The sequence below is a fragment of the Bacillus sp. DB-2 genome (assembly GCF_003315125.1).
In the GTDB taxonomy this organism is placed as follows: domain Bacteria; phylum Bacillota; class Bacilli; order Bacillales; family Bacillaceae_G; genus Bacillus_A; species Bacillus_A mycoides.
The window spans coordinates 42740-68921 of sequence record NZ_QNRN01000001.1; the positions used below are offsets into that span (position 1 = coordinate 42740).

The 26182-nt window shown below is 35.6% G+C and carries 30 protein-coding genes; 8 read left to right on the forward strand and 22 right to left on the reverse strand.

Annotated features, from left to right (window positions below; genetic code table 11):
* Positions 1-182 precede the first annotated feature (182 nt).
* Genes gcvPB through gcvT form a run of 3 tightly spaced genes read right to left on the reverse strand, consistent with a single transcriptional unit; the run spans position 183 to position 4119 of the window.
* A complete protein-coding gene (gene gcvPB / locus DET63_RS00305) occupies positions 183-1658 on the reverse strand; it encodes an aminomethyl-transferring glycine dehydrogenase subunit 2 (RefSeq protein WP_002122485.1) in 1476 nt (491 codons plus the stop codon).
* Positions 1655-2998, reverse strand: coding sequence for an aminomethyl-transferring glycine dehydrogenase subunit 1 (gene gcvPA / locus DET63_RS00310; protein WP_113935573.1), 1344 nt, complete (start codon positions 2996-2998; stop codon positions 1655-1657). The genes gcvPB and gcvPA overlap by 4 nt, the downstream gene beginning before the upstream one ends.
* 20 nt (positions 2999-3018) lie before the next feature.
* Positions 3019-4119: a glycine cleavage system aminomethyltransferase GcvT gene (gcvT, locus tag DET63_RS00315; protein ID WP_113935574.1), complete on the reverse strand. Its 1101-nt coding sequence runs from the start codon at positions 4117-4119 to the stop codon at positions 3019-3021.
* A gap of 390 nt (positions 4120-4509) precedes the next feature.
* Here gcvT and DET63_RS00320 point away from each other — a divergent pair, with 390 nt between their 5' ends.
* Positions 4510-6192: a DEAD/DEAH box helicase gene (locus tag DET63_RS00320; protein WP_002015016.1), complete on the forward strand. Its 1683-nt coding sequence runs from the start codon at positions 4510-4512 to the stop codon at positions 6190-6192.
* Entirely contained in the window at positions 6179-6973 is a 795-nt protein-coding gene (locus DET63_RS00325; protein ID WP_113935575.1) for a YqhG family protein, read from the forward strand. The genes DET63_RS00320 and DET63_RS00325 overlap by 14 nt, the downstream gene beginning before the upstream one ends.
* Before the next feature lie 49 nt (positions 6974-7022).
* On the opposite strand, the gene DET63_RS30475 is transcribed toward DET63_RS00325, so the two are convergent.
* Together DET63_RS30475 and DET63_RS00330 are read right to left on the reverse strand one after the other, a co-directional pair.
* Positions 7023-7154 (reverse strand): hypothetical protein, encoded by a 132-nt coding sequence (locus DET63_RS30475; protein ID WP_002088613.1) that lies wholly within the window; start codon positions 7152-7154, stop codon positions 7023-7025.
* A gap of 98 nt (positions 7155-7252) precedes the next feature.
* Positions 7253-7480 carry a hypothetical protein gene (locus DET63_RS00330; protein WP_000032698.1) on the reverse strand — a complete coding sequence of 76 codons (228 nt, stop codon included), beginning with the start codon at positions 7478-7480 and terminating at the stop codon, positions 7253-7255.
* 72 nt (positions 7481-7552) lie between these two features.
* Here DET63_RS00330 and DET63_RS00335 point away from each other — a divergent pair, with 72 nt between their 5' ends.
* Positions 7553-7669: a GTP pyrophosphokinase gene (locus DET63_RS00335; protein ID WP_113935786.1), complete on the forward strand. Its 117-nt coding sequence runs from the start codon at positions 7553-7555 to the stop codon at positions 7667-7669.
* A gap of 126 nt (positions 7670-7795) precedes the next feature.
* Complete coding sequence (locus tag DET63_RS00340; RefSeq protein WP_113935576.1) at positions 7796-8428, forward strand: VC0807 family protein; 633 nt, start codon at positions 7796-7798, stop codon at positions 8426-8428.
* Between the two features lie 66 nt (positions 8429-8494).
* Here the strand turns inward: DET63_RS00340 and DET63_RS00345 are convergent, their stop codons facing one another.
* From DET63_RS00345 to comGA, 10 genes are all read right to left on the reverse strand, one after another.
* Positions 8495-8695 (reverse strand): YqzE family protein, encoded by a 201-nt coding sequence (locus tag DET63_RS00345; protein ID WP_002015009.1) that lies wholly within the window; start codon positions 8693-8695, stop codon positions 8495-8497.
* 38 nt (positions 8696-8733) lie between these two features.
* The gene (locus DET63_RS00350; RefSeq protein ID WP_113935577.1) at positions 8734-9231 is read right to left on the reverse strand and encodes a shikimate kinase; all 498 of its coding nucleotides are present in this window, start codon (positions 9229-9231) and stop codon (positions 8734-8736) included.
* 121 nt (positions 9232-9352) lie between these two features.
* Positions 9353-10003 (reverse strand): 2OG-Fe(II) oxygenase, encoded by a 651-nt coding sequence (locus DET63_RS00355; protein ID WP_113935578.1) that lies wholly within the window; start codon positions 10001-10003, stop codon positions 9353-9355.
* Positions 10004-10176: 173 nt separating this feature from the next.
* Positions 10177-10548 (reverse strand): competence type IV pilus minor pilin ComGG, encoded by a 372-nt coding sequence (comGG, locus tag DET63_RS00360; RefSeq protein WP_113935579.1) that lies wholly within the window; start codon positions 10546-10548, stop codon positions 10177-10179.
* Positions 10545-11006 (reverse strand): competence type IV pilus minor pilin ComGF, encoded by a 462-nt coding sequence (comGF, locus tag DET63_RS00365; protein ID WP_002190666.1) that lies wholly within the window; start codon positions 11004-11006, stop codon positions 10545-10547. The genes comGG and comGF overlap by 4 nt, the downstream gene beginning before the upstream one ends.
* On the reverse strand, positions 10990-11286 hold the full coding sequence (locus tag DET63_RS00370) for a type II secretion system protein (RefSeq protein ID WP_113935580.1): 297 nt from the start codon (positions 11284-11286) through the stop codon (positions 10990-10992). The genes comGF and DET63_RS00370 overlap by 17 nt, the downstream gene beginning before the upstream one ends.
* On the reverse strand, positions 11279-11734 hold the full coding sequence (comGD, locus tag DET63_RS00375; RefSeq protein ID WP_002165074.1) for a competence type IV pilus minor pilin ComGD: 456 nt from the start codon (positions 11732-11734) through the stop codon (positions 11279-11281). The genes DET63_RS00370 and comGD overlap by 8 nt, the downstream gene beginning before the upstream one ends.
* Entirely contained in the window at positions 11731-12030 is a 300-nt protein-coding gene (comGC, locus tag DET63_RS00380; protein WP_002088623.1) for a competence type IV pilus major pilin ComGC, read from the reverse strand. Before comGC ends, comGD begins: the two co-directional genes overlap by 4 nt.
* Positions 12031-12041: 11 nt before the next feature.
* Entirely contained in the window at positions 12042-13079 is a 1038-nt protein-coding gene (gene comGB / locus DET63_RS00385) for a competence type IV pilus assembly protein ComGB (RefSeq protein ID WP_016096112.1), read from the reverse strand.
* Positions 13066-14109, reverse strand: a complete 1044-nt coding sequence (comGA, locus tag DET63_RS00390) for a competence type IV pilus ATPase ComGA (RefSeq protein ID WP_113935581.1) — start codon at positions 14107-14109, stop codon at positions 13066-13068. The genes comGB and comGA overlap by 14 nt, the downstream gene beginning before the upstream one ends.
* A gap of 205 nt (positions 14110-14314) precedes the next feature.
* On the opposite strand from comGA, the gene DET63_RS00395 reads away from it, so the two are divergent.
* The 3 genes from DET63_RS00395 to DET63_RS00405 all read left to right on the forward strand — a co-directional run bounded on the left by DET63_RS00395 (position 14315) and on the right by DET63_RS00405 (position 17034).
* Entirely contained in the window at positions 14315-15010 is a 696-nt protein-coding gene (locus DET63_RS00395; RefSeq protein WP_002014995.1) for a helix-turn-helix transcriptional regulator, read from the forward strand.
* A 279-nt stretch (positions 15011-15289) separates the two neighbouring features.
* The gene (locus DET63_RS00400; RefSeq protein ID WP_002015110.1) at positions 15290-15532 is read left to right on the forward strand and encodes a DUF2626 domain-containing protein; all 243 of its coding nucleotides are present in this window, start codon (positions 15290-15292) and stop codon (positions 15530-15532) included.
* A 107-nt stretch (positions 15533-15639) separates the two neighbouring features.
* Positions 15640-17034, forward strand: coding sequence for an L-cystine transporter (locus DET63_RS00405; RefSeq protein ID WP_002138338.1), 1395 nt, complete (start codon positions 15640-15642; stop codon positions 17032-17034).
* Positions 17035-17433: 399 nt separating this feature from the next.
* Here the strand turns inward: DET63_RS00405 and DET63_RS00410 are convergent, their stop codons facing one another.
* On the reverse strand, positions 17434-17649 hold the full coding sequence (locus DET63_RS00410; RefSeq protein ID WP_113935582.1) for a DUF3912 family protein: 216 nt from the start codon (positions 17647-17649) through the stop codon (positions 17434-17436).
* 252 nt (positions 17650-17901) lie between these two features.
* Here DET63_RS00410 and DET63_RS00415 point away from each other — a divergent pair, with 252 nt between their 5' ends.
* A complete protein-coding gene (locus DET63_RS00415) occupies positions 17902-18213 on the forward strand; it encodes a hypothetical protein (protein ID WP_002129099.1) in 312 nt (103 codons plus the stop codon).
* A gap of 35 nt (positions 18214-18248) precedes the next feature.
* Here DET63_RS00415 and DET63_RS00420 read toward each other — a convergent pair whose 3' ends face one another.
* From DET63_RS00420 to DET63_RS00445, 6 genes are all read right to left on the reverse strand, one after another.
* The gene (locus DET63_RS00420; RefSeq protein WP_002015119.1) at positions 18249-18737 is read right to left on the reverse strand and encodes a hypothetical protein; all 489 of its coding nucleotides are present in this window, start codon (positions 18735-18737) and stop codon (positions 18249-18251) included.
* A gap of 108 nt (positions 18738-18845) precedes the next feature.
* Positions 18846-19223 (reverse strand): nucleoside 2-deoxyribosyltransferase, encoded by a 378-nt coding sequence (locus DET63_RS00425; protein ID WP_113935583.1) that lies wholly within the window; start codon positions 19221-19223, stop codon positions 18846-18848.
* 97 nt (positions 19224-19320) lie between these two features.
* Positions 19321-19563 (reverse strand): DUF3966 domain-containing protein, encoded by a 243-nt coding sequence (locus tag DET63_RS00430; RefSeq protein ID WP_085960924.1) that lies wholly within the window; start codon positions 19561-19563, stop codon positions 19321-19323.
* A gap of 244 nt (positions 19564-19807) precedes the next feature.
* Complete coding sequence (locus tag DET63_RS00435) at positions 19808-20866, reverse strand: undecaprenyldiphospho-muramoylpentapeptide beta-N-acetylglucosaminyltransferase (protein WP_002067149.1); 1059 nt, start codon at positions 20864-20866, stop codon at positions 19808-19810.
* Between the two features lie 18 nt (positions 20867-20884).
* Complete coding sequence (metH, locus tag DET63_RS00440) at positions 20885-24283, reverse strand: methionine synthase (protein ID WP_113935584.1); 3399 nt, start codon at positions 24281-24283, stop codon at positions 20885-20887.
* Positions 24283-26115 carry a bifunctional homocysteine S-methyltransferase/methylenetetrahydrofolate reductase gene (locus tag DET63_RS00445; RefSeq protein ID WP_016100611.1) on the reverse strand — a complete coding sequence of 611 codons (1833 nt, stop codon included), beginning with the start codon at positions 26113-26115 and terminating at the stop codon, positions 24283-24285. Before DET63_RS00445 ends, metH begins: the two co-directional genes overlap by 1 nt.
* Between the last annotated feature and the right edge of the window lie 67 nt (positions 26116-26182).

The window sequence follows — 26182 nt, forward strand, 5'->3', positions numbered from 1 at the left end:
ATAAAATTCTAACAAAAATAAATACTTTTATCAAACCGACTTTTTCAACAAAATCACCTATAAAACCGCATCTTTACAGCAATATGAAACAAAAAATATAAATTTTTAACATTTTTTTCATTCTAGCCACACCAATTTTGCAAAAAAAAGAACCCGCATGTAGCGAGTTCTTTTTTTTGCAATCACACTTGTACAGGTGCTAGCTTTTCATAACGTAAAACTGGTTTACGAGCAGCCAATGTTTCATCTAAACGTTTTATTACTGTTGTATGTGGTGCTTCTTGTACAACTTCTGGATTTTCTTCTACCTCTTTAGCAATTTGAATCATCTTATCAATGAAACCATCTAATGTTTCTTTTGATTCTGTTTCTGTTGGCTCAATCATAATACATTCTTCCACATTTAATGGGAAGTAAATTGTTGGTGGATGGTAACCGAAATCAAGCAGACGTTTTGCAATATCTAATGTACGTACACCAAGTTTCTTTTGACGACGACCAGATAATACAAATTCATGCTTGCAATGTCTATCGAACGGAAGATCATAGAATGGTGCTAATCTTCTCATCATATAGTTCGCATTTAATACAGCATACTCAGTTACTGCACGCAAGCCATCTGGGCCCATAGAACGAATATATGTGTATGCACGAACGTTAATTCCGAAGTTACCATAGAATGGTTTCACACGCCCAATTGCTTCTGGACGATCATAGTTAAAGTGATAGCCATTTTCTGTTTTCTCCAAAATCGGTTTTGGTAAGTACGGAATTAAATCAGCTTTCACACCTACTGGACCAGAACCTGGACCACCGCCGCCATGCGGACCTGTAAATGTTTTATGAAGGTTTAAATGAACAACGTCAAATCCCATATCTCCTGGGCGTGCTTGGCTTAATACCGCATTTAAGTTTGCACCATCATAGTATAATTTACCGCCTGCGTTATGGACGATTTCTGCCATTTCTAAAATATTTTCTTCGAATAGGCCTAATGTATTTGGATTTGTTAACATAAGTGCTGCTGTTTCTTCGTTTACAACACGTTTTAAATCATCTAAGTCAACAAGACCATGTTCATTTGATTTCACCGTAATTGTTTCAAAACCAGCTACTGTTGCAGACGCCGGGTTTGTTCCGTGAGCAGAGTCAGGAACAATTACTTTCGTACGGTTAAAGTCACCGTTCGCTTCATGATATGCACGAATCAACATTAATCCTGTCCATTCTCCGTGTGCACCAGCTGCTGGTTGTAACGTAACAGTATCCATACCTGTAATTTCAATTAAATGTTCTTGTAAGTCATACATTAATTCCATTGCACCTTGCACTGTCTTTTCATCTTGAAGTGGATGAATATTTGCAAATCCTGCGAAACGAGCTACGTTTTCATTAATTTTAGGATTATACTTCATCGTACAAGACCCAAGTGGATAGAATCCTGAATCCACACCGTGGTTACGGTTTGAAAGCGCTGTGTAATGGCGCATAATATCAAGTTCAGATACTTCTGGAAGCTCTGCATCTTCTACTCGAATATAATCACTCTCAAACACATCTTCTAATTTTACTTCTTCTACATCTAATTTGGGTAAGCTATATCCTACGCGTCCTTCTTTAGTCACTTCAAAAATAAGTGCTTGGTCTTGGTTCTTCATTGGATAGCCCCCATTTCGTTTACAAGTGTGTCAATTTCCTCTTTTGTACGAAGCTCTGTTACTGCTACAAGCATATGATTTTCATGCTCTTTATAATCACGGCCTAGGTCGTAACCACCGATAATATTCTTTTGTATTAATACATCATTTATTTCTTTAACTGGACGTTTGCAATCTACAACAAATTCATTAAAGAATGGTCCAGCGAACGTTACAGTGAAGCCTTTCGCTTCGAATTGACGTTTTGCATATTGTGCTTTAGAAATGTTTTGACGTGCCATTTCTTTTACACCTTGTTTGCCAAGTGCCGTCATTGCAACAGAAGCTGCTAATGCATTTAACGCTTGGTTTGAACAAATGTTAGACGTCGCTTTATCACGGCGAATATGCTGTTCACGTGCTTGTAACGTTAATACAAATCCACGTTTACCATCTGAATCTACAGTTTGTCCGACAAGACGTCCTGGAATTTTACGCATAAATGCTTTCGTTGTTGCAAAGTAACCACAGTGCGGTCCACCAAACTGCGTTGGGATACCGAATGGTTGTGCATCACCGATTACAACATCAGCACCGAATTTTCCTGGCGGTGTTAATGCACCTAATGATAATGGATTTGAAGAAACGATAAATAATGATTTTTGTTGATGAACGATTTTTTCGATATCAGCTAACTTTTCCACTTGTCCGAAGAAGTTTGGATATTGAACGATTACACAAGCAACTGTATCATCTACTTCACTTTGTAATACTTCTAAATCTGTTACACCGTTTTTATGATCAATTTCAACAACTTCAAGATTTTGACCTTTTGCATATGTTTCAAGTACCGCTCTTGATTCTGGATGAACTGCCTTAGATACAAGAATTTTCTTTTTGCGAGTATGACCAGCTGCTAGCATTGCCGCTTCAGCTAAAGCTGTACCTCCGTCATACATAGAAGAGTTTGCTACATCCATTCCTGTTAATTCACAAATCATTGTTTGGAATTCAAAAATTGCTTGTAATTCCCCTTGTGAAATTTCTGGTTGGTATGGTGTGTAAGCTGTATAAAACTCTGAACGAGAAATAACATGATCAACAATTACTGGAGCGTAATGATCGTATACACCTGCTCCTAAGAAAGAAGCATATTCTTTTAAATTAGCATTTTTACTAGCCATTTGAGATAACTCTTTTAAAAGCTCTGGCTCTGATTTTGCTTCTTTAATTTTTAAATCCCCTTTAAAACGAACACTCTCTGGAATATCAGAGAATAATTCGTCGATCGTTTGAACGCCGATCGTTTGTAACATTTCTTTTTTGTCTTCTTCTGTCATTGGAAGATAACGATGCAACATGAAATCTACCCCTCTCCCCGTTACTTTGAACGTTTATAAAATGGTGTTGGAACAACTACTGCTTTGACGCGTTTATTACGAATTTCAATTTCTACTTCTGTATCAACTGCTGCGTATTTTACATCAATTAGTGCTAAACCAATGCTTTTCTTTAACGTTGGAGATTGTGTACCACTCGTTACTTCCCCGATTTTTTCTTCTCCTATAAATACAGGGTAATGCGTACGAGGAATACCGCGTTCGATTACTTCGATGCCGACTAATTTACGAGATGCACCGTTTTCTTTTTGCTCTTTTAACGTTTCTTTTCCAAAGAAATCTGCTTCTTTATTTGGTTTTACCGCAAAGCCAATTCCCGCTTCAATCGGTGTAATATCTTTTGATAACTCTTGTCCGTATAACGGAAGTGTTGCTTCGAAGCGAAGTGTATCACGAGCACCTAAGCCACATGGTTTTAAGCCCTCTTCTGCTCCCACTTCAAGAAGTTTCTCCCAAAGTTTTGCTGCCTCTTCACTCTTACAGTAAATTTCGAATCCATCTTCACCTGTGTAACCTGTACGAGATACAAGTGCAGGAATTCCATCTACAAGAATATTATTTTTAAATTTAAAGAACTTAATTTCTTTCAAATCTTCTGACACAACTTTTTGTAAAATGCCTTCTGCTTTTGGTCCTTGAATTGCAAGCTGCGCAACTTCACTAGAAACATTGACTACTTTCGCATCGCCAATTACATGGCTAGCTAACCATTCGTAATCTTTCTCGATATTTGACGCATTGATTACTAATAAATAGTCTTCTTCACCACGTTTGTAGATTAATAAATCATCTACTGTGCCACCATTTTCATAGCACATAGCTGTATATTGTGCGCCCCCTACCTTTAAGGTAGATACGTCATTTGTAACAACACGTTGTAAAAATGCTAAACTATCTACACCTTTTACCTCTACTTCTCCCATATGAGATACATCGAACAAACCTGCTCCTGTACGTACAGCTTCATGTTCCTCTTTAATGCTTGAAAATTGAACTGGTAATTCCCAACCACCGAAGTCGACTGTTTTCCCACCATACTTCGCGTATACATCAAATAACGGTGTACGTTGTAATGTAATCATGCTCTTTCCCCCTTATGCTCTGACAAATCAATAAAAGTTGCTTCCCATATCTAAACATTTTCATTCTGAAAAGATAGGATATACGGAATCTCACTATATTTTTTTATGAAAGCGTAAATAAAAAAGTGCTTTCTTGGATAAAATACGAAAGATTCCACACATTTCACACCATTATCCTAACATCATTCGCTATATTTCATCAATATTCTAGCATAAAAAATAATTTAGAATTTTTTATTCTTAATCCTATTAAATACAACTTTTAAGATTTAGACCTTTATCGTTGTCTATTCTTTAACTTTTAGTAATTGTGATAGCGCCTTATTACAAGGCTTATAATAAAGATTTTTTTAATAATCACTTTAGTTTATAAAAGGTGGGAGAGTCTTAATGAATGTCGATATTTCCGTAGATCGAACGTGGCAAAATAATTTTTTAAAAAGAATTGATGAAGATGGCCCTTGGACAAATTGGGATTTATATCATTTAGCTTATAAAACAGAGAAATCGTTACTCGTCCCTACTTTTGATGGATTGCAAGCACCGAAACATTTATCACATTTCACGCCGCTTCCACATCAATTAGAGGTCGCTCAAAATGTCATTGAACAAATGAATGGTAAAGCGATTCTAGCAGACGAAGTCGGACTTGGAAAAACGATTGAAGCTGGACTTATTTTAAAAGAATATATGGTTCGAGGACTTGTAAAAAAGGTACTCATTCTCGTTCCAGCTTCTCTCGTATCTCAATGGGCGTATGAACTAAACACAAAATTTTTTATTCCTGCGGTCGCTCAAAAGAAAAGTTATTCTTGGGAACAAGCTGATGTCATCGTTTCATCAATCGATACTGCGAAACGTTCACCGCATCGCGATATCGTTTTAAACCTAGAGTATGACCTTATTATTATCGATGAAGCACATAAACTAAAAAATAATAAAACAAAAAACTATGAATTTGCACAGCGATTAAAAAAGAAGTTTTGTTTATTACTAACTGCAACTCCTGTTCAAAATAAAATCGATGAAATCTTCAACCTCGTTTCTTTATTAAAACCAGGTCATTTAGGCAATCAATCTAATTTTGAAGAATATTACGCTTCTAAAAATCGTTCCACTGAATCCGATGAAGATTTAAAAGCTCTTATCAATAAAGTAATGGTTCGAAATAGACGCAATAACACTGGCATTGATTGGCCGAAGAGGCATGTACGAACAATCTTCGTTGAATTCAATGAAGAAGAACAAGCTTTGTATAATGAAATTGAAAATTGGCGTGGACAAGATGCCGTCACATCTGCTTTCTCATCCTTAACTTTAAAACGGGAAGCATGTAGTAGTCGTGAAGCTGTTTACTATTCATTAAAAAAACATGTAGAAAAAAGACAGAAAGAAAATGAGCACTACATAAAGGACCCACATATTGATGTGCTGATGGACAAAATTAATCATATTCCGTTCAACTCCAAAGCAAATAAAGCACTAGAGCTTATAAAAGAAGTTGACGATAAAGTCATTATCTTCACTGAATATAGAGCTTCACAAATGTATTTACAATGGTTCTTACAACAACATGGCATTTCCTCTGTTCCATTTCGCGGTGGATTTAAGCGCGGGAAGAAAGATTGGATGAAGGAGCTTTTCCAAAATCATGCCCAAGTATTAATTGCGACCGAAGCCGGTGGTGAAGGAATTAACTTACAATTTTGTAGCCATATGATTAATTACGACTTACCGTGGAATCCAATGCGACTCGAGCAAAGGATTGGACGTATTCACCGTCTTGGACAAAAAAATGATGTTCATATTTATAACTTAGCAACAAAGCATACTGTTGAAGAGCACATTTTAAAACTACTATATGAAAAAATTAATTTATTTGAACGTGTAATCGGTGAACTCGATGAAATTTTAACGAGAATCAACATGAAAAATATTGATGCGCATATTCAAGAAATTTTCGCTCAGTCAAAAAGCGAAGGTGAAATTCGAATCAAGATGGAAAATTTGACATCTATTATCGATTTTGCGAAGCGCAATGAAGCAGAGGTGCAAGACTATGCAGCAAAATGAAATTCATAATTACTTATATAACTTTTTTGAGGCGAATAACTGCGAAATTTTAGAACGTTCCCCTCACCTATTAGACGTGCAGTTAACAATTGAAATGGATAAATTATTAATGAACCGCCCTTTCTATTGGCACTATCTTGAAAAAACAGGAGGCGTTCCGAACCCGATGCGCCTTACTCTTATTACAAATCCGGAAAACGAAGAAAATGACGGTGAACTTATTCATTACGGTTCACCACGTTTGCATCAAATATTTGAAACAACAAAAGAACTAGGTTCATACATACGTTTATATGAGGAAGTGAAACATAGCGGGGCAACTCATACCCCCCTTCATCCTTGGCTTGGTGTAAATATAAAAGTATCTTATCAATGCGACCGAAAAAAAGACATACTTCATTCCATCGGTATTCATCTTATTTCTGGGACAATGATTGCAAACTTTCATGACACTTTAGCAGAGATCAAACTCACACCGAAAATACCTGATTTTTGTTTTACTCTTTCGCCTATCATTAAGCCACAAAGTGGCTTACAACGTATAGAGGATGCTTTAAAAAATATAATCGCAGAAGATGACCATACGTGGGCAAAAGAAGCGAGAGTGCGTTGGAATCACGATTTAGACCTTTTAAATCGATTTTACGAAGATAGCGATGAACTTCCAGAAAGCTATGAAATTGAAAAGCAAGCATTACAAGAACAATACGAACCACGCATTACAATACAAATTATAAACGGTGGTCTCTTTTATGTTACCGCACATCATTTTCTATCTTAAAGAAAGCTCCTTCAGATTGAAGGAGCTTCTTTTAAGATATGTTCCCAGCCTATTCTCTATCTTCATTACGCTCTTGCTGTTTTTTCTCTGTCATACGTTTCTGATATGCACGATCCTTTGCACTTACATGGTTTGCATCAGTTGGCAGATTCTCTTTTGAACGACCAATTCCATTACTCATCTTTTTCGCCTCCTTTTTGCATGTTTCAAAATGCATCTTTATTTTCAGCTAGAGGCACAATCCTTATACAAAAAAATAAGAGCAGCCAGTAGCTGCTCTTACTCATTCACGTATTTTTGAAACATATCATGGATGCCTTGATTTACGAGGTTCGAGATCTGTTCGTCAGATTTATTCGGATAACGATCACGCAATCTGATAGATGCCTTCACCATTAAATTTTCTAATACAGAACGGCCACCTTCTCCATAAATAATTTCAGCATACTTAACAAGTCTTCCATCCTCTAATGTTGCTGGATTATGATTGAAGAAAAATTTACTCATTGTCTCCACCTCTCTCTTTGATAACGTTTACATTTATATAGATTATTTATGTTATTTATTTCACAATATTGTATGCATGTATATTTAATTGGTTTCATTATAAAGCAACATATCAATAGTAAATATGTGATTTTCCGTCCATTTTGTGAACAAACCAAAAATGAAAGCGCTTCCTTTATTATATACTAAAAAAACTTACTACGCTAGGGGCAATTTTTTAATCTACTAATCATCTACTTTTCTTTTTTTCATTAACCTTATACAATTTTCAGAAATTATATTATAAAATATATGTATGACTTAAGGAGGCCATGTATGAATCAAAATAAAAAAGCTATATTAGATCTTGTCTTTTATCTCGTATTCCCATTCCTCATTTGGAAATTTGCAAAATCTTATATCGATCCTTATTACGCAATGTTAATTTCCTCTGTTCCGGGGATTATTTATACACTGTATACCTTTAAAAAAGAAAAACAGCTTAACGTTACAGGGTTCTTTATTTTAATTACACTTATTTCTAATACAGCGGTAGACTTAATATCTGGGTCGGCTGAACGAATGCTATGGAATGATGCATATTATCATATCGTACTTGGCTGCATCGTTATATGTACAATCTTTATAAAAAAACCACTCATGTTATATTTCGCAGCTGATATCGCAGCACTGCAAGGTCATGATCGTGATAAAAGCCGTGAGCTTTATCGTGATAGTCGTATATATCCAGCACTGCAATATTTAACACTATTTTTCGGCCTTCAATTTATATTAAAAAGCTTCTTGAAAATCTATTTCATCTCTGTTTTCGGTGTAGATGGATATGGTGAAATGAGAGCTATTATGACCGCTGTTGGCTGGGGGATTTCTATTTGTATCGGAATTGGATTTGTATGGGTAAACAATAAAATACATGCGGTTACTGAGGAAAAAGAGTCTGTGCAATAAACAAAAATCCCCTAGCATCTTGTTATACTAGGGGATTTTTGTTTTGCTAAACATATTACGAAAAAGTTAGCTTGATTTTTTTCTTTTATTTTTTACATTTCGATAAAACAAAGCAGCGCTCAGTGGCATAACACCAAACCATTTATTTAAGAATGGCTCTTTCTCCGCACGACGTTGTTGTTTCTGTTGTTTTCGATCCTCTTTTGGAGCATCCATATATGACACAAATTGCTGTGTCACAAAGCGTACATAATCATTAGTAGACATATTATCATCACCTCTACTTGATTAGTATGTCCACTTTTTTATTCATTAATCTTTTGCTTTAATTCATTCATAATTTGTTTTACCGATTTATTCGTCGTATCGATATGAATATGAGCCTCTTCATAATGAGCTCGGCGCGATTCAAATTTCATCACAAATGCATCTATATCTTTCTTCTGAAATAGTGGACGTGTCGTATCTTCACGAAGCCTTTCTGCAATTACATGTGGATCACAATATAAATACACGACAGTTCCATTTTCCTTCATCCACTTTCGATTTTCCGCTCGTTCAATAATCCCTCCACCAGTTGTAATAATTACATTCTGAACCGGTAGTGAACGTAACATTTCACTTTCATATTCGCGAAAAGCCATTTCGCCTTCTTCTGCAAAAATATACCGAATCGCTTTCTCTTTCTGCTCTTCGATTTTTTGATCTGTATCTACAACTTCCATATGGAGTTCTTTACTTAAAGCTTTTCCAATTGTTGTTTTCCCAGCTCCCATATAGCCGGTTATGTATATAGATTTCATTTTCGTTCCTCTCAATCATCCGTTATTATTTGTTATTATAACGAAAGATGTTACTTTATTTAATAAAAAAAACGTTTTGTTCTTCTTGTAAAATGAAGAACAAAACGTAACATACTCGCTTTTACTTATAAGTACCTCTTCTCACCCACTGCGTTGCAATCCATTTCTCACCTTTCGTTACAGGTGCTCCTCCATGTAACGTAAGCTCATTTAGTGATTGATCTTGATAAAAGTACTCAAAGTATACTGCCATTCCCTTTCTAGGGTGTACAGAAAGATTTAATTTCGGAAAGAATGTTTCTCCGCCTTCTTCTACATCATTTAAGTACATCACAAGAGTACTTATACGATTATTAGCAGCTGATCTACTATGTTCCGCAAAATAATCATAGTGCGCTTTATATTCTTGATCTACTTCATAATTTAAAATGTGCAATCCTTCTCCATGCGCTACAGGAACATTCGTGATAGATGAAATTCGTTTTTCAATCTTCGAAGTTAGTTCATTCTCTTCCAAAAATGCACCGCTACTCGTTCGAATATCATTTACATCACGTGATGAACCAACTTTAGAACGTTCCATCTTACTTTTAGACAATTCAATTAATTTGTCGCACTCTTCATCACTTAATACATTTGCTAATACGACAATAAGAGGTTCTTCGAATTTTGAAATAATTTGTATTTCCCTATCCTCTGTCATAATCGTATTTCCTTTATGATCAAAAATAGTTTGTTCCTTATTTTCACCTATTTGATTGTTGTTTGTCATTTCCTTATCTCCCTAGAAAAAAATGATTGGATAGCATGAATATATCATATTCTTTCTACCTTTCTCTTTTTTGAGAAAATTTAAACTTTTGACCATCGTTTTATCCCTTCCCTCACAGAAATTAACTCACTCCACAATAGGAATTAGTGGTTCTCTCCCACGTATTTTACACACTATCCTTCTACCCAATCAAATATTTTATTATCCTTTTTCCTATAGTGAAAGCTCACTGTATAGAAAACTCTCTGTTTTGTAACACATTGCAACGAAATGATAATAGCATCATTTTCAAAGACGTACTTTCCACTCACTTCTCCTCTTTCATACTGAAATAAAAAAACATCCTCTTTTTCTTTTTGCTGTAACTCTCTTTTTATATCTGAAATAGCTCGATCAACAAGTTCCTCCATGAAAAAACTTTGTTCTATTTCAGAATAAAATTTTTTATCCGAAAGTAACATATTCGTTTCGTACATCAAAAAAGAAATGAATAAAATAAGAAAAATAATTGTTCCTGGCATTGCAAATCCATCTTGTTTTCTCATGTTTCTATCTCAATTTCACTATAGCGCACAGCCACGCCTTCATATATTTCACCACTTATATCTTTCACATATATATATAACAAATGAGGTGTTAATTTATACGAAATCGCTTCAATCCTTTGTAATATAAATTCCCTTCCGCGCATATTTACTTTTCTTATTAAATTACTATTCAACTTTTCATACGTCACCTGATCACCATTACGAAGTTGGAAGCGTAAAATATTCCCACCGTTTTCTAGTGCTATCTTCCTCCCACTTGATACTTCACGAAACTCTAATTGCATTTGTCCTAAAAACACATCCCACTCCCAGTCATTTAATCCTTTTGAATGTGTATTTTCTATCCCCATAATATGAAGACGCGGTAAAAGTAAAAAGAACATTGATAAAAGCAACAAACATGCAATCATTTCTATTAATGTAAATCCCGCTTCTTTTTTATTTTTCCTTTGCATAAAGGCATTGCTCCATCGCGTTTCCTCTCATATCTTTCCACATCGTACAAACTTCATCTCCTCTCCAATATGTGTAATATACAATTCCTTTTATGACTTGCTCTTTTACTCGCTTTTCCTCATTCTCATACTTAAATAAGGCCGCTTCTTTTTTTAATAATATTAATGCTTTATAGCTCATTTTTATATTTTTTCTTTCTTGCATAATTAATAATGTTTGCGGGAGCAATAACGATACCGCCATCATTATTAAACTTAACGCTACAACCATTTCAACCATTACTGATCCTTTTTGACACTTCACGATACGTAAATCTCCCTCTTCCAAGCTGAAATACAATCTCATATTTATACCCTCGATAGGAAAGTAAAATCGTACCACCCCTATTAATATTCCCGCTCGGATTATATGTCATTGGATTTGGAAAGGTATGCAGATCAATTTGGACATCTTTATCATATTCTCCCTTAGCAATTAAAAGGGCTGTCTCCGATTCCGAAATATAATACATATGTTTCTCTTTAAACCAGCGTAACGTATAATGTTTTTGACGCTTAATCGCTAACTGCTGCATATACAAAATATCATTTGAAAACTGTTTCAAAAACTGCTCAACTTTTTGTTTTTCATGTAATGAAGTAACGTTAAAATGCGTAACAACACTCAGTACAGAAATAGCAAATAAGACAAGTAGCATTTCTAAAAGAGTAAAACCTTTTTGCTTCACGATTTTCCAGCTGATACCGTACCATCATCGGAAATATGGATTGGTTCACCTTTCGGGCAAGTTTTTGAAGTAATATACTTTCCTGTTTCAAGTTCCTCTATTGATGGAATCTTATTATGTTGCAAGTGATATGCTTGTATTTGTGCTTCTATAGATTTCACATAGGCTGCACATCCTTTTCCTTGGACGGATGAGCGCTGTGTAACTACATTTGGAATAATTAATAGTAATAATACAGTTATGACAACCATAACTAATAACATTTCTAAAAGAGTAAAACCCTCCTCATTCTGCATGTAAATGCCCCCTATATAGAATTCATCATTTGAAACATCGGCATAATCATCGCTAAGTACATCAAAATGACTATAACCCCAAGACATGTAAATAAAATGGGTTGAATCACAAATAACATACGTTTAATTTTTTGTTCTACCTTTTCAATAATGAGCTCACTGTAATCACCAAGCTCATTTGCTAAATTACCGTTTGCTTGTCCATGCGTAATGATATAAGAAAGTTCTTTCTCATAATAACCGCTTTTATCAATAATAGATTGTAACGGTTCTCCTGCAATTAATTGCCGCTCAATTCGGTCTGCTTCATACTGAAAGAACGGATGATACTTTTGCTTCATCATTATTGTTAATGCTTCGTGTACCGACAATCCACCGTGTAATAAACCACTTAATTGAGTGGAAAAATAATGCGAATGATTTAAAATAAGAAATGTTTTCATAAGGGGAATACGGATCATAATCTTTACCTTTTGAGTAGGCGGAAGTTTTCGGAAATAAAATATATATAAACTAAATCCCGTTATAACGATAAGAACAATCATATAAATGAAGTAGGGTAATAATTTAATTGCAACTAAAATTTGCTCCGTAAGTGGTGGTGCTGTAGAACGTAAAGAACTATACATCATTTCAAACTGAGGCAATAAAATGAGGTTAAAAACAGAAAGCATAATCATTAAAAAAAATGATAAAAACATAGGATATCGCATTACTTTCATCATATCTTTCCTATATTTATCTTTCTTGTAAAGAAGTACGCTCCCTTGTTGCAAAGCAAAAGAAATGTCACCATGTCGCTCTGCATAAAACAAATAACTTAACATCTCAGAGTGAAACATTAATTGGTGAAAAGAAGCGTGCAAACTTTGTCCATTTTTCAATCCCTCGATCATACGCTGTAACTGTAATTTCTTCCCTAATGGTAGTTGCAACTGCAAAAATTCTAACGCCTGCAAAAGTGAGTAACCTTTCTCTAATAAATCACTTAATCTTTTACATAATAATGCTTGATCACTTAAACTCCATTTTCTCTTAAACATATACATCTTCTTCTAAAAAGCCTAAAGCATACCCTTTTCGAACCGACGATTCCAACGTTTTATAGTGATACGTAACATGTTCTCCACTAGCTTCTTTAATCGCTTGTTTTAATTCATATCCATATAACAGTTCATAAATGCTTGCCTGTCTCACTTTCCTCATTGATTTACATAAAGTTGCACACTTCCCTCTGCAAAATGGACATTTTAATTCGACGAGCCGCTGAGCAGCTACTGCTAATAATGATTGTTCAATTTCTTGCCTTGTAATACCATAATCCATAAATCGTAGTATCGCTCCTTTCGCATCATTTGTATGCAAGGTTGTCATTACTAAATGTCCCGTCAAACTGGCCCTTACAGCTACTTTTGCTGTTTCTTCATCACGAATTTCGCCAACTAAAATAATATCTGGATCATGACGCAAAATAGCCTTTAATCCCGTTTTATATGTGATACCAGCTTTTTCATTTATTTGAATTTGTAATAAACCGTCTTTTCTTTGCTCAACTGGATCTTCCAGTGTAATGATGCGACGTGTTTTCCATTTTCTAGCTACTTCTAATAACGCATACATTGTTGTTGTTTTTCCAGAACCAGTCGGCCCAGTAAATACGAGTAACCCATGCGAATGCTTTAAAAAAGAGAATAATTTTTCCGTTGAACTTGGAAATAACGAAAGGTGAGACAACGGCTGAGCAGATGCTTGTAAATGGAGGCGAATAACGAGACTTTCTTGATATACTGTTGGAAGTGTTGAAAGGCGTAAATACACTTCTTGTCCATCAATTTGTAAGTACAACGAACCATTTTGAGGTTTTCTCCTCTCTCCTATATCCATTGATGCTAAAAATTTAAAGTGCGAAACAAGCTTTTCTCCAAATCCCTTTTCAATACACCGTTTCGTAATTAAATCTTTTCCAATACGTAATTGAATCGCCACATCCTTCTGCCTGGGCACAATATGTAAGTCCGATGCTTGCACCCCACAAGCTTCTTTCATAATCATATTTGCAAAAAGCTCGACACTGTTCATCAAGTTTCCCTCCTCACTATGTATATATCATGAAAAAATGCACAAGAAAAATTAGAGATTTTGTATTTTCACTAGGATAAAAAGGGAAAATATGTTTGTGAAATTATGAACAATTTCTGAATTATTGTCTGAAATTACCTATATGGAAGTTTATCTGTATTATAATGTTAATATCTTGGATAAAGTGATAAAGGTGGAGATCCTAATGGAACAAGCTTTAAAAATTACAGGTGTGTTATCTGACCCTACTCGTTATTACATTTATAAATATATTTCGCAAAAGCATAATTACGTAACTGTACAAGAAATTGCAGATGAGTTTAACATTCATCCAAACGTAGCGCGTTTACATTTATCTAAATTAGAAGATGTTAATATGCTCAAATCAGAAACAAAAAAAACTGGGAAAGGCGGAAGACCAAGCAGACTATACGTCTTGTCTCAAGATGTCATCCAGTTACAATTCCCATTTCGCGATTATCAATTATTAGCGCAGATAGCATTTAATTCACTGCTAAGCTTAGGTAGTGCTGGTGAAAAAGCGCTATATGAAACAGGGAAACAATTCGGCAAAGAATTAATGCAACAACATATGCATCGCTTAAATGTAAGTGCAGAAGCATTGACGATAGAACAAAAAATGCTAATCGCAAAAGAAGCATTCTCAACAGCGGGCTTATCCCCTGCTTTTGAATTAAGTACAGATGGCACAAAAATTTTCTATGATGTACACAATTGCCCGTTTAAAGAAGTTGCTGCGCATCATCCAACTGAAATTTGTAACATGCACGGAGATATGATGAAAGGGATTTTTGAAATCTTATTCCCGAACGTCGAATTAACACGAAACGATAGTCTACTAGATGGATGCAAATCTTGTAACTATAAAGTGAAACTTTAATCAGTGGGGGGTGTTCTTCCCCCACTGATTATTAGCTTTCACCAATCGGGCTTTTACGGGCAGTTATCTCCCACCTAACTTCTTTGCTCAAGCCGAATTTTGAGGTGGGAGTTTTACTGCCAACAAATAGCGGGATAAAGTTCAAATTTAGTTTTTCAACTAAGAAGAAGTCAATATTATAATTGACTTCTTTTTATACGAATGAATATTTACAATAGTTAGAAAAATAAACTATAATGAAAAGAGGTTTTACTTTTTTTAGAAAAGGAGGGAGATGGCATGGAGCGCATGTTTCGCGTTCTCGGCTTTTGGACTGGAATTTTCTCGGTTATGTTTTACGTAGGGGATATGCATTCGACTGCACTACTATTTTTAGGACAAACAGGATTCTTCGTACTTTTAAGTTATTTAAAATTAACAGAGCGTATGTATATATACGTATTCGGGGCATATTTAACCGTTTTCTTCATCGGATTTACATGGTACACAACATTTTTACTTGTCCCTGGAGCTGGGCATTAAGAGATGGCAAATTGCCATCTTTTTTTTAATCCCGCAATTCCCTAGTTGACTTATAGGTTTTATTACCTTATATTCTATATAACACATTGGAATTAGGGGGAATCAACATGAATACACTGCTTGTCGGGATTAACATCACAGTCATGCTCATTTTAGTTGGCGTATTGTATTATATGCAACGTAAGCATGTATCTTTTAATAAACGTGTATTTACTGCTTTAGGAGTCGGAATTATCTTTGGTCTTATATTACAATTTATTTATGAACCTACTTCTAAAGTAATTATCGAATCAAATACCTGGTTTAGTTTAATTGGTAACGGTTATGTGAAATTACTTCAAATGATCGTTATGCCACTTATTTTAGTATCTATTATTTCAGCATTTACAAAATTACAATTAACGAAAAACCTTGGTAAAATCAGTGGTCTTATTATCGGAATTTTAATTCTTACTACAGGAATTGCCGCAGCTGTCGGTATAGCTGCAAGCGCAGGATTTGATGTATCAGCGACAGGATTACAACAAGGTGATGCAGAATCTGCTCGTCTGAAATTAGTAGAAGAAAGATTTACCTCTATTGAAAAGACAACAATTCCAGACAAATTGTTAGAACTGTTGCCTACGAATCCTTTTCTTGATTTAACAGGTGCTCGTCCAACATCAACAATTTCTGTTGTAATATTTGCAGCCTTTATCGGGATTGCCTTTATAGGTGTAAAACGAAAATATCCAGAACAAGCAGAGCTATTTAAGAAAATGCTTGATGCTGTATATGCAATCGTAATGCGTATGGTAACATTAATTTTACGTCTTACTCCATACGGCGTATTAGCTCTGATGGCAAAGACAGTTGCTGGTAGCGATATTAACGCTATTTTAAAACTTGGTAACTTCGTGTTAGCATCTTACGTAGCTCTTATCGTAATGTTTATCATTCACTTATTATTAATCGCATTATCTGGTTTAAATCCAATTCAATATTTGAAAAAAGTGTTCCCTGTATTAACATTTGCATTCACATCTCGCTCTAGTGCTGGTGCAATGCCATTAAATATTGAAGCTCAAAAAGAAAAGCTTGGTATTTCTGAAGGAATCGCTAACTTCGCTGCATCCTTTGGGGTATCTATCGGTCAAAACGGTTGCGCAGGTATTTACCCAGCAATGCTTGCTATGATGGTCGCTCCAACTGTAGGAATCGATCCATTACAACCACAATTTATTTTAACTTTAATCGCTGTCGTTGCTATTAGCTCATTCGGTGTTGCCGGCGTGGGTGGCGGTGCAACATTCGCAGCGTTAATCGTACTATCTACAATGAACTTACCAATCGGCATTGTCGCTCTTGTTATCTCGGTTGAACCATTAATCGATATGGGTCGTACGGCTCTTAACGTAAGTGGTTCTATGACAGCAGGTCTTATTTCTAGTAAATGGCTTGGTGAATTAGATCAAGATACGTACAATCAAGATGATGTAAAAACTGGTGAAATTGCTTCATAATAAAAAAGGACGCTAACAAAAATGTTAGCGTCCTTTTTTATTTCTTTTCATCTTCCTCTTTATCTTTTAAACATAAGGCATAACATATTGTTTCAAACACTATGTATAAAGCTCTACCGATTACTTCAACCATAGTAAAACACCACCTGTATATTAGAATAGATAATTATAAATAAATTATATATCTTTTCGGATTTTTATAAAAATTACATTTTTGTAAGGTTTTATAAAAACCAATCTTTATACTTCTACTAAAAACTCTTCTAGTTGCTCTTTTAACTCCAATGTAAAATCTCGTTCTTTATACTTCATTTCTATCTCCTTACACATAAAAAAAGAGAATACAATAACATATTCTCTTTTCTCAAATATATTTCACTATCTCACAGCCCGTCCCTTTCACAAATAGCCATTTTGCTCACACCATTTATGAAATTGTCCTACATCTACTCCAACTAACACGATATCCTTTAGCTCTACAGCAATACTTTGTTCCCCAATTACAATAGCAAAATGGGATTCTAATTGTTTTTCATTTTTCTTTACAGTTCCAATTCGGTTCCGATGCGGCCCATCTTTTATATATGCTTTTTGTCCTACAATATCAAAGTTCAAGATTCTCACCTCTTTTACTGCGCTCAAATTGGAAATACAATCTCCACCTCGGAAAATTTCCTTTCATTGCACTATTTCTCTATATATATGACGAAACAATAAAAGAGTCCTTCCTTCTTTACAATTATTTTTTCTTTGTTTCATTTTTATGATTGAAACGTAAAGTTTATAATAAAATACACTTGGAAGCGCTTTCTACGTATTTTTTTATGTTATAATATAAAAGTAGAACTTCGTAAAGAGGGTTAAAAAATGAATACAAACATGATTAACAAAGTAATTGAAGCATTAAAAGTATATGGCTTTCAGGATGTATCATTCTGTGAAGAAACGAAGCAATTTTTATTTCATAACGAAACCGATATTATGAGCGGCTATGCAGAAATAACATATAGTAGTCAATTCGAAAAATTTAACGTACAAATTCATCCAATTGAAACGCATCACCAAGCAGAGTTACAAGAGGTTGAAAGACATATACAAGCTTGCATACGAAAAGTAGAGTATTTAAATGCACTTCTTACTGGACAAACAAAGCTAGATGATAAAATTATTATTATGTAAAAAAAAAGAACGTGAAGCTATCACGTTCTTTTTCATTATACGTTCATTTTCCCCTTCAGCTGTAATCCTGTAACAGATTCTAATACATCCATCGCTTCTTCAAACGTCATATCAAAAATTGTCTTCTCTTCTATATAGGGAAACTGTCTAAAGCGCTTTTCTAACATTTTCACTGCATCCGATGTGAAGTTTGCGCTATCAATGCCAAATTCTGTTTCAAGAAGCACAATCCAATCTAACACATGAAAACCTAATCCATTTACGAATGAAATAAGTTTTTCTTCTGGCTGTGGAGATAAGAATACATTTCGCTCCAGCTCACTGAAAAGTTCTTCTCCTAAAATTCCTGCTAACTCATCATCATGTTCGCGTTCAATAATCTCTTCATAACCGTAATCATCAACAAGCTCTTCTACTTCTTCACTATCCGCAAAAAGCAATTGACTAAGAATTGCATCTTTCTTAAATTCACTGTTTTGTACAACCTCTAAAAAACTTGTTTCCCATCCATTTTCTAATTTCATATTTATAACTCCTTTATATGCTTTACTTATAATAACTGTGCCCAAAATAGCCTAATGGTAACCTTCACTCTTTTTTTGCAAAAAATATTTCTCGCTGCATTCCCACGTCTAACATTCCACCTTATTCAATATATATGAGACAAGTCCCTCAATTTCTCCTTTGAAAATATCAACTTCTCGTAAATGGGAGAATGTAGTTTGCAACTCCTTGCCCCTGTGATATATATAAATTTTCTTTTCTAAAGCAATTGCCATCCCTAATTCTGTATGACTTCCATTCCCACCCTCTAGTATGAGTAAGAAAACATCAGCTTCTCGTATCGCTTCTTGTTCTTCTTCACCAATCTTTTGCAATTGTTCTCTATTGGTTGCTCTTTCATTTTTCGTCCAATCATATGTATGCTGCCATCCCACTTCTTTCAACTGGCTTGATACGAAACGAACAAGATGTTTATTTTGAAATCCTGAAGCAATATAAAATTTCATTTATATTCACTCCTTAAATATGTATGGGGAAACTCCTTTTTTAGCGTTAATGGGATTTTTTCAAAAAAAATCCCCATCCTTAGAACTTATTTGCGTTTCAATGATGGGGTGCCTCATGATCTTCTTTTATTTTTTGTTTTTTATAACTTTCATCAGCTAACATTTCTAGTTCAGCTGTTATTTCTGATTTTTCAAGCTCTCGTTCTTGTGAAAATTTCCGTGAAATATAAACAATAACACTACCAACGTACAACACAAAGCATATAATAAGTGCAGTATTTTCATAGAGACTTAGCTCCAACACAGTCACTCCTAATCCATTCGTATTTTCACGCTTAATCAATTGGAATTTCCCTATTAACCATTTGTTACCCCGCTATTTGAGGGCAGTAAGACCCCCACCTCAAAATTCAGCGAAAACAAAGAAGTTAGGTATGGGATTAACTGCCCGTAAAAGCCCGATTGGTGAGGGCTAATAATCAGTGGGGATGAACCCCCCACTGATTAAAGTTTCACTTTATTGTAACATAAAAATATCAATTCTTGGAATCTTTCATCCTACTAAAAAAGACATGATTGTTTAATCATGCCTCTGAAATATGTTGAATGATAGTTTTAATCGCTTCTTTCCCATTATATTTTTTTAATGCTGTTTTATACGTCTCATTATTATGAGATAGCTCTTCTATATGCTTTATAAGTGAGTTCACCGTTACATCCTCTTCATATAATACCGATGCATACCCTTGTCTTTTAAAGGATTCAGCATTTAAAATTTGATCTCCACGGCTTGCAAATTTCGATAACGGAATTAACACCATCGGCTTTTGCATTGTTAAAAATTCAAAAATCGCGTTGGATCCCGCACGTGAAATAACAAAATCTGTTGCTGCTAATATATCCGGCAACTCTTCATGTACATATTCAAATTGTCTATATCCTTCTTTATTTTGTAAGGATTCATCAAGATTTCCTTTTCCGCAAAGATGCACAATTTGATAATTTTTCAGAAGATCTGGAAGTGCCGATCGAACCGTTTCATTAATTTTCTTTGCGCCTAAACTTCCTCCCATAACAGTAATAACTGATTTCTTCCGGGAAAACCCTAGAAACTTTAAACCTTTTTCAAGATTTCCTCTTAGTACGTCTTCACGTACAGGCGATCCTGTATATATTACTTTTTCTTTCGGTAAATGTTTCGCTGCTTCTTCAAATGTAACAAATATTTTCGAGGCAAAACGGAGCGCAATTTTATTTGCTAGTCCAGGTGTCATATCAGATTCATGTAATAAAACTGGCACCCTATTTAGCCACCCTCCTATTACGACTGGTACGGATACGAAACCACCTTTTGAAAAAATAACATCCGGTTTTAGTTTACGAATTGTTACGTACGCATCCATAACACCCTTCATCACGAGAAAAGGATCTTTTATATTTTTCAAATCAAAATAACGACGTAGCTTCCCGCTTGCAATACTATGGTATGGGATTCCTTCTTTTTCTATAATCGTTTTCTCAATCCCTTGATGAGAACCAATATAAGAGATATCCCAGTTCTGCTTTTGTAAATGTGGAATAATTGCTAAATTAGGTGTTACATGCCCGGCCGAACCGCCACCTGTAAAGACTATTTTTTTCATACGTCTCCCCCTTCTACACTATAGTACACTAAAATACCTTGCCTCAGGGTGAGAAAATACCATAGCCGTTACAGACGCTTCTGGCTCCATCATAAATCCTTCTGTTAATGAAATACCTATTTCTTCTGGATGAATTAAGCGAAATAATTTTTCTTGATCAGCAAGTTCTGGGCATGCTGGATAACCAAATGATACGCGTATTCCTCTATATTTTGTACGGAATCTCTCTTCCATCGTCAGTTCAGGTGAATCTGGAATTCCCCAACGATCACGAATGAGCATATGTGTTTTTTCAGCAAGTCCTTCTGCTAATTCAAGTGCTAACGACTGAATCGCATGACTGCGTAAATAATCTCCCTTCGCCTTCCATTCCTCTGCAATATCTCGAACCCCTTCTCCAACGGTAACAGATAAGAAAGCGACATAATCCATCTCATCTCCAATCGGGCGTATATAATCTCCTAAAGTACGGTATGGTGCTTTCCCTTGTCTCGGAAATTCAAATCGCTCTATAATACGTGTGTGATCTTCCGGATCGTATATAATTATATTTTGTCCATCACTTTGCGCCGGGAAAAATTGATACACCGCTTTTGGGCGTAACCAAAATTGTCCTTCTTGTAATAATTCATCAATTAAATCATTTAGCTCATGTGCTCTTTTATCCCCTTCTTGCAAGAGTTTTTTTACGTTTCCTTTTAACCCAAGATGGTGTCCAATTAACATTTGTCTATTTAAAAACGGTGCAAGATGAAGGGCAGGAATATCCCGTAATACAACTCGTTTCGTCGAATCTGGCACTATAACAGTTGCTTTTGGCAACGGCTCAATAACTGCAGGAATTTCTATTTCTTTCTCCTCTTGTTTCACAATATGAAGATGGCGTTCCTTTTTATCTCGCTTCATCTTTTCACGTTCTTCTTCTTTTTGTAATTTGTTAATAATATCAAGACCTGTCATTGCATCACTTGCATAACATACGAGCCCTTTATAAGATGGAGAAATACGATTATCTGTAAATTTCCTCGTTAGTGCTGCACCACCTACAACAATTGGAATATCAATATTCGCTGCTTTTAAATCTTCAGCAGTCGTTACCATTTGTTGCGCTGATTTTACTAACAAACCAGAAAGGCCAATAATATCAGGTTTCTTTTCTTGTACTTCTTGAACAATTCGATCCGAACGAACATTAATTCCTAAATTAATAATTTCATATCCGTTATTTGATAAAATAATTTCAACAAGGTTTTTCCCAATATCATGTACGTCTCCTTTAACAGTCGCTAATAATACTTTCCCTTTTTTTGCACTCTCACTAGATTCCATATGTGGCTCTAAATAACTTACGGCAGCTTTCATACTTTCAGCACTTTGCAATACTTCAGCAACGATAAGCTCATTACCATTAAATAATCGCCCCACCTCATCCATTCCTGTCATAAGCGGCCCGTTAATAATATCCAGAGGTTTTCGTCCTTCTGTAAGCGCGAGACTTAGATCTTCTTGTAGTCCTTGCTTCGTACCTTCTACAATATAATTTGCCAGTCGTTCATCAAGTGTTAGCGTTTCTTGTATAACGACATCTTTCTTTTTGGCAACACGATAAAAGTTTGTAAATTTTTCTAACGTCTCTTTCGTCGTTTCAAATAATAATGCATCCGCAAGACGTTTTTCTTCCTCTGGAATTAACGCATAGCGTTCTAATTTTTCCGTATTAACAATCGCATAATCTAATCCTGCTTTCGTTGCATGATATAGAAAGACAGAGTTTAATACTTCACGTCCAGCTGGTGGTAAACCAAAAGATATATTACTCACACCTAGAATCGTTAAACATTCTGGTAACGCTTCTTTAATAAGACGAATTCCTTCTATAGTCGCTGCCGCTGAACCTATATATTCTTCATCACCTGTTCCTACAGGAAACACAAGCGCATCAAAAATAATATCAGATGGGCGTATACCATACTTTTTCGTTAGTAATTCATAGCTTCTTTTAGCAATCTCTATCTTTCTTTCTGCACTAACTGCCATACCATCTTCATCAATTGTCCCTACAACTATCGCAGCACCGTATTTCCGAAGAAGGGGTGTCACTTTTTCAAAACGTTCTTCTCCATCCTCTAAATTAATAGAATTGATAACACCTTTTCCTTGAATATAAGTAAGAGCTTTCGCCATAACATTTTCATCTGTTGAATCAATCATAATCGGTACTTTTAACACTTTCGTAACTTCTGCCAAGAATCTTTCCATATCTTCTATTTCATCACGATCAGGGTCTGCCATACAAATATCAATAATATGAGCATTTTTCTTCACTTGCGCTCTTGCCACTTCAGCAGCCTCTTCAAATTTCCCTTCTGCTACTAATCTTTTAAACTTACGCGATCCAATTACATTCGTCCTTTCTCCAACAAATAAAGGCCTCATAGAATCATCATATTGCAACGCTTCTAGTCCACTAATTCCATGTCCAACCCTTTCATGATGCTCACGAGGATTAATCGAGGCAAGCGCTGATTTCATTACACGTATATGTTCTGGTGTTGTGCCACAACAACCACCAATAATATTAATCCATCCTTCTTCAGCAAAACGTTTTACTTTTTCAGCAAGTGACGCTGGAGATTCGTGATAATGCCCATCTTCATCAGGAAGACCAGCGTTTGGATAACACGAAATATAACACTCCGATAAATCAGATAGGGAACGTATATGTTCCCTCATAAATTCTGGACCAGTAGCACAGTTTAATCCAACCGATAATGGCTTCATATGCTCTACCGATAAATAAAAGGCTTCGATCGTTTGACCCGCTAAAGTCGTTCCCATCGGTTCAATTGTTCCAGAAATCATAATAGGTACTATTTTGTTTAGTTCTTCAAACGCCGATTGAATTCCAATGTACGCAGCTTTCACATTACGCATATCTTGACTCGTTTCAACGAGTAATACATCAACTTCTCCTCTTAATAGTCCTCTCGCTTGCCTTGTATAGGCTTCAATTAACTCTTCAAAAGTCACACCACCTGTAACACTAATCGCTTTCGTCGTTGGTCCCATCGCTCCCGCAACATACACTTCTTTCCCACTTTCTTTAACCGCTTGCTTCGCCAAAAGCGCTGCCCTTTCGTTTAACTCTTCATCTAAATGAGACAATGCATAATCACTTAATACAATATTTGTTGCACCAAACGTATTCGTTTCAATAATATCTGCTCCAGCTTCAATGTAGACTTTATGAATATTTAAAATAACATCCGGTCTTGTTTTTACTAAATATTCATTACAACCTTCGTATTCTTCTCCTCCAAAATCTTCCGCTGTTAAGTCTTCTTGCTGGATCATCGTTCCCATTGCACCATCTAATATTAAAATTTCATGTTGTAATCTCTCTTCTATTCGTTTCATCAATTAATACCTTCTTTCACTTCTTGCTTTTCTCTCACATATTTCACGAGATGTTCTGTAATTTCATATTTTAAAAACGGTGTAATAAGATAAATACCGTTAAAGTATTTCATCGCCGCATCGATCAACTCCTGTGAAATACGAATCCCTTCCTCTATGGCTGCCTCTTTCGTTTCATGTCCATCCATTCTTTGTCTTATCTCTTCAGGGAGAGTAATACCCGGCACTTCAAAATGAAGAAAATCTGCGTTCCGCTTACTTACTAACGGCATAATTCCAATAAAGATAGGTTGTTCCAAATGCTTTGTCGCTTCATATACTTCTTCTATTAAAGCAACATCATATATCGGCTGCGTTAAGAAATATTCAGCACCAGCATCAATTTTTCGTTCCATTCGCTTGACCGCTGCTTTTAAATGCCTTACATGAGGATTGAATGCCCCTCCGACAGAAAATCTTGTTGCCGGACCAATTGATTTCCCTAAAATAGAGCGTCCGTCGTTCATCTCTTTAATCATTTTAATGAGCTCTATCGATGACAAATCATATACAGAAGTTGCACCTGGGAAATCACCAACGCGCGCTGGATCACCAGTTAAAGCTAGCACTTCCTCCATACCTAATGCTGATAATCCAAGTAAGTGAGACTGTAGTCCAATGACGTTATGGTCTCTACACGTTAAATGCGTCAATACTGGAATATCATGCTTCGTTAATAATGCACCCATAGCCATATTCGAAACACGAGGAGATGCTAATGAATTATCTGCTAGAGTAATAGCATCCGCTCCAGCCCTTTTCAGTGCTCTTGCCCCTTCAAAAAAACGCTGCGTGTCTAACGTTTTCGGTGGATCTAATTCCACTACAACTGTCGTTTGTTTCTTTGCCTTTTCTGCTAGAGTAACATGAGCTCTCGAACGCTTCTCATGTGTATGGACCACTTTAGGCCTTTGAATCGTCTCCTTTGCTATTACAGGTGCAACATTTAGAGTAGCACGTTTCATTCCTTCAATATGTTCCGGGGTAGTACCACAACAACCACCTAATAAACGAATACCTTGTTCAATAAATTTCGGTGTCATTTCTTCAAAATACGCTGGACTTCCCTCATATACGTAACGCCCTTCCACATAATTCGGGAGACCTGCATTCGGATATGCTGATAAATAGCCATTTTGAGGAATCGATATCATTTTGAAAGCTTCCGTCATGTGAAGCGGGCCTAGTTGACAGTTCAACCCAACAACATTGGCACCGTAATCTAAAAGCTGTTTTAATATTTCATTGACATCATTCCCATTTTGAGTCGTACCTGCCTCATGTAACGCTAACTGAGCAACAATCGGAATATTCGTTTGTTTACGCAATACTTTAACCGCATGCAATAATTCAAATTCATCATAAAAAGTTTCTAATAGTAATCCATCAACCTGTTCTTCTAGTAAAGCACCTGCCTGCTCAAGTAACATAAATTCTCGCTCTATATCAGTCGTTGTAACAGCACCAATATGTTTCATACCTCCAATTGTCCCTAAAATTGCATTCCGATCTGTTACTGATGCTTTCGCAATATTCACTGCCGCTTTATTAATTTGGACAACTTGATTTTCTAGACCATACATGCGGAGTTTCGCTTCATTCGCACCATACGTATTCGTTTGAATAACATCCGCTCCAGCAGCTACATATTGTTTATGGATCGATATAATTAAGTCCGGGTCAGACAAATTCAATTCTTCAAAACTACTTTGTAAACCATGCGAATGTAATAACGTTCCAACCGCACCATCACCTATTACAATTCCTTTTGATAATAAATCTAGTAATTTCACGAATCTCCCTCATTTCTATCAATATAAAAACCCCCTCTTCACTTTGAAGAGGGGGACATAATTGTTC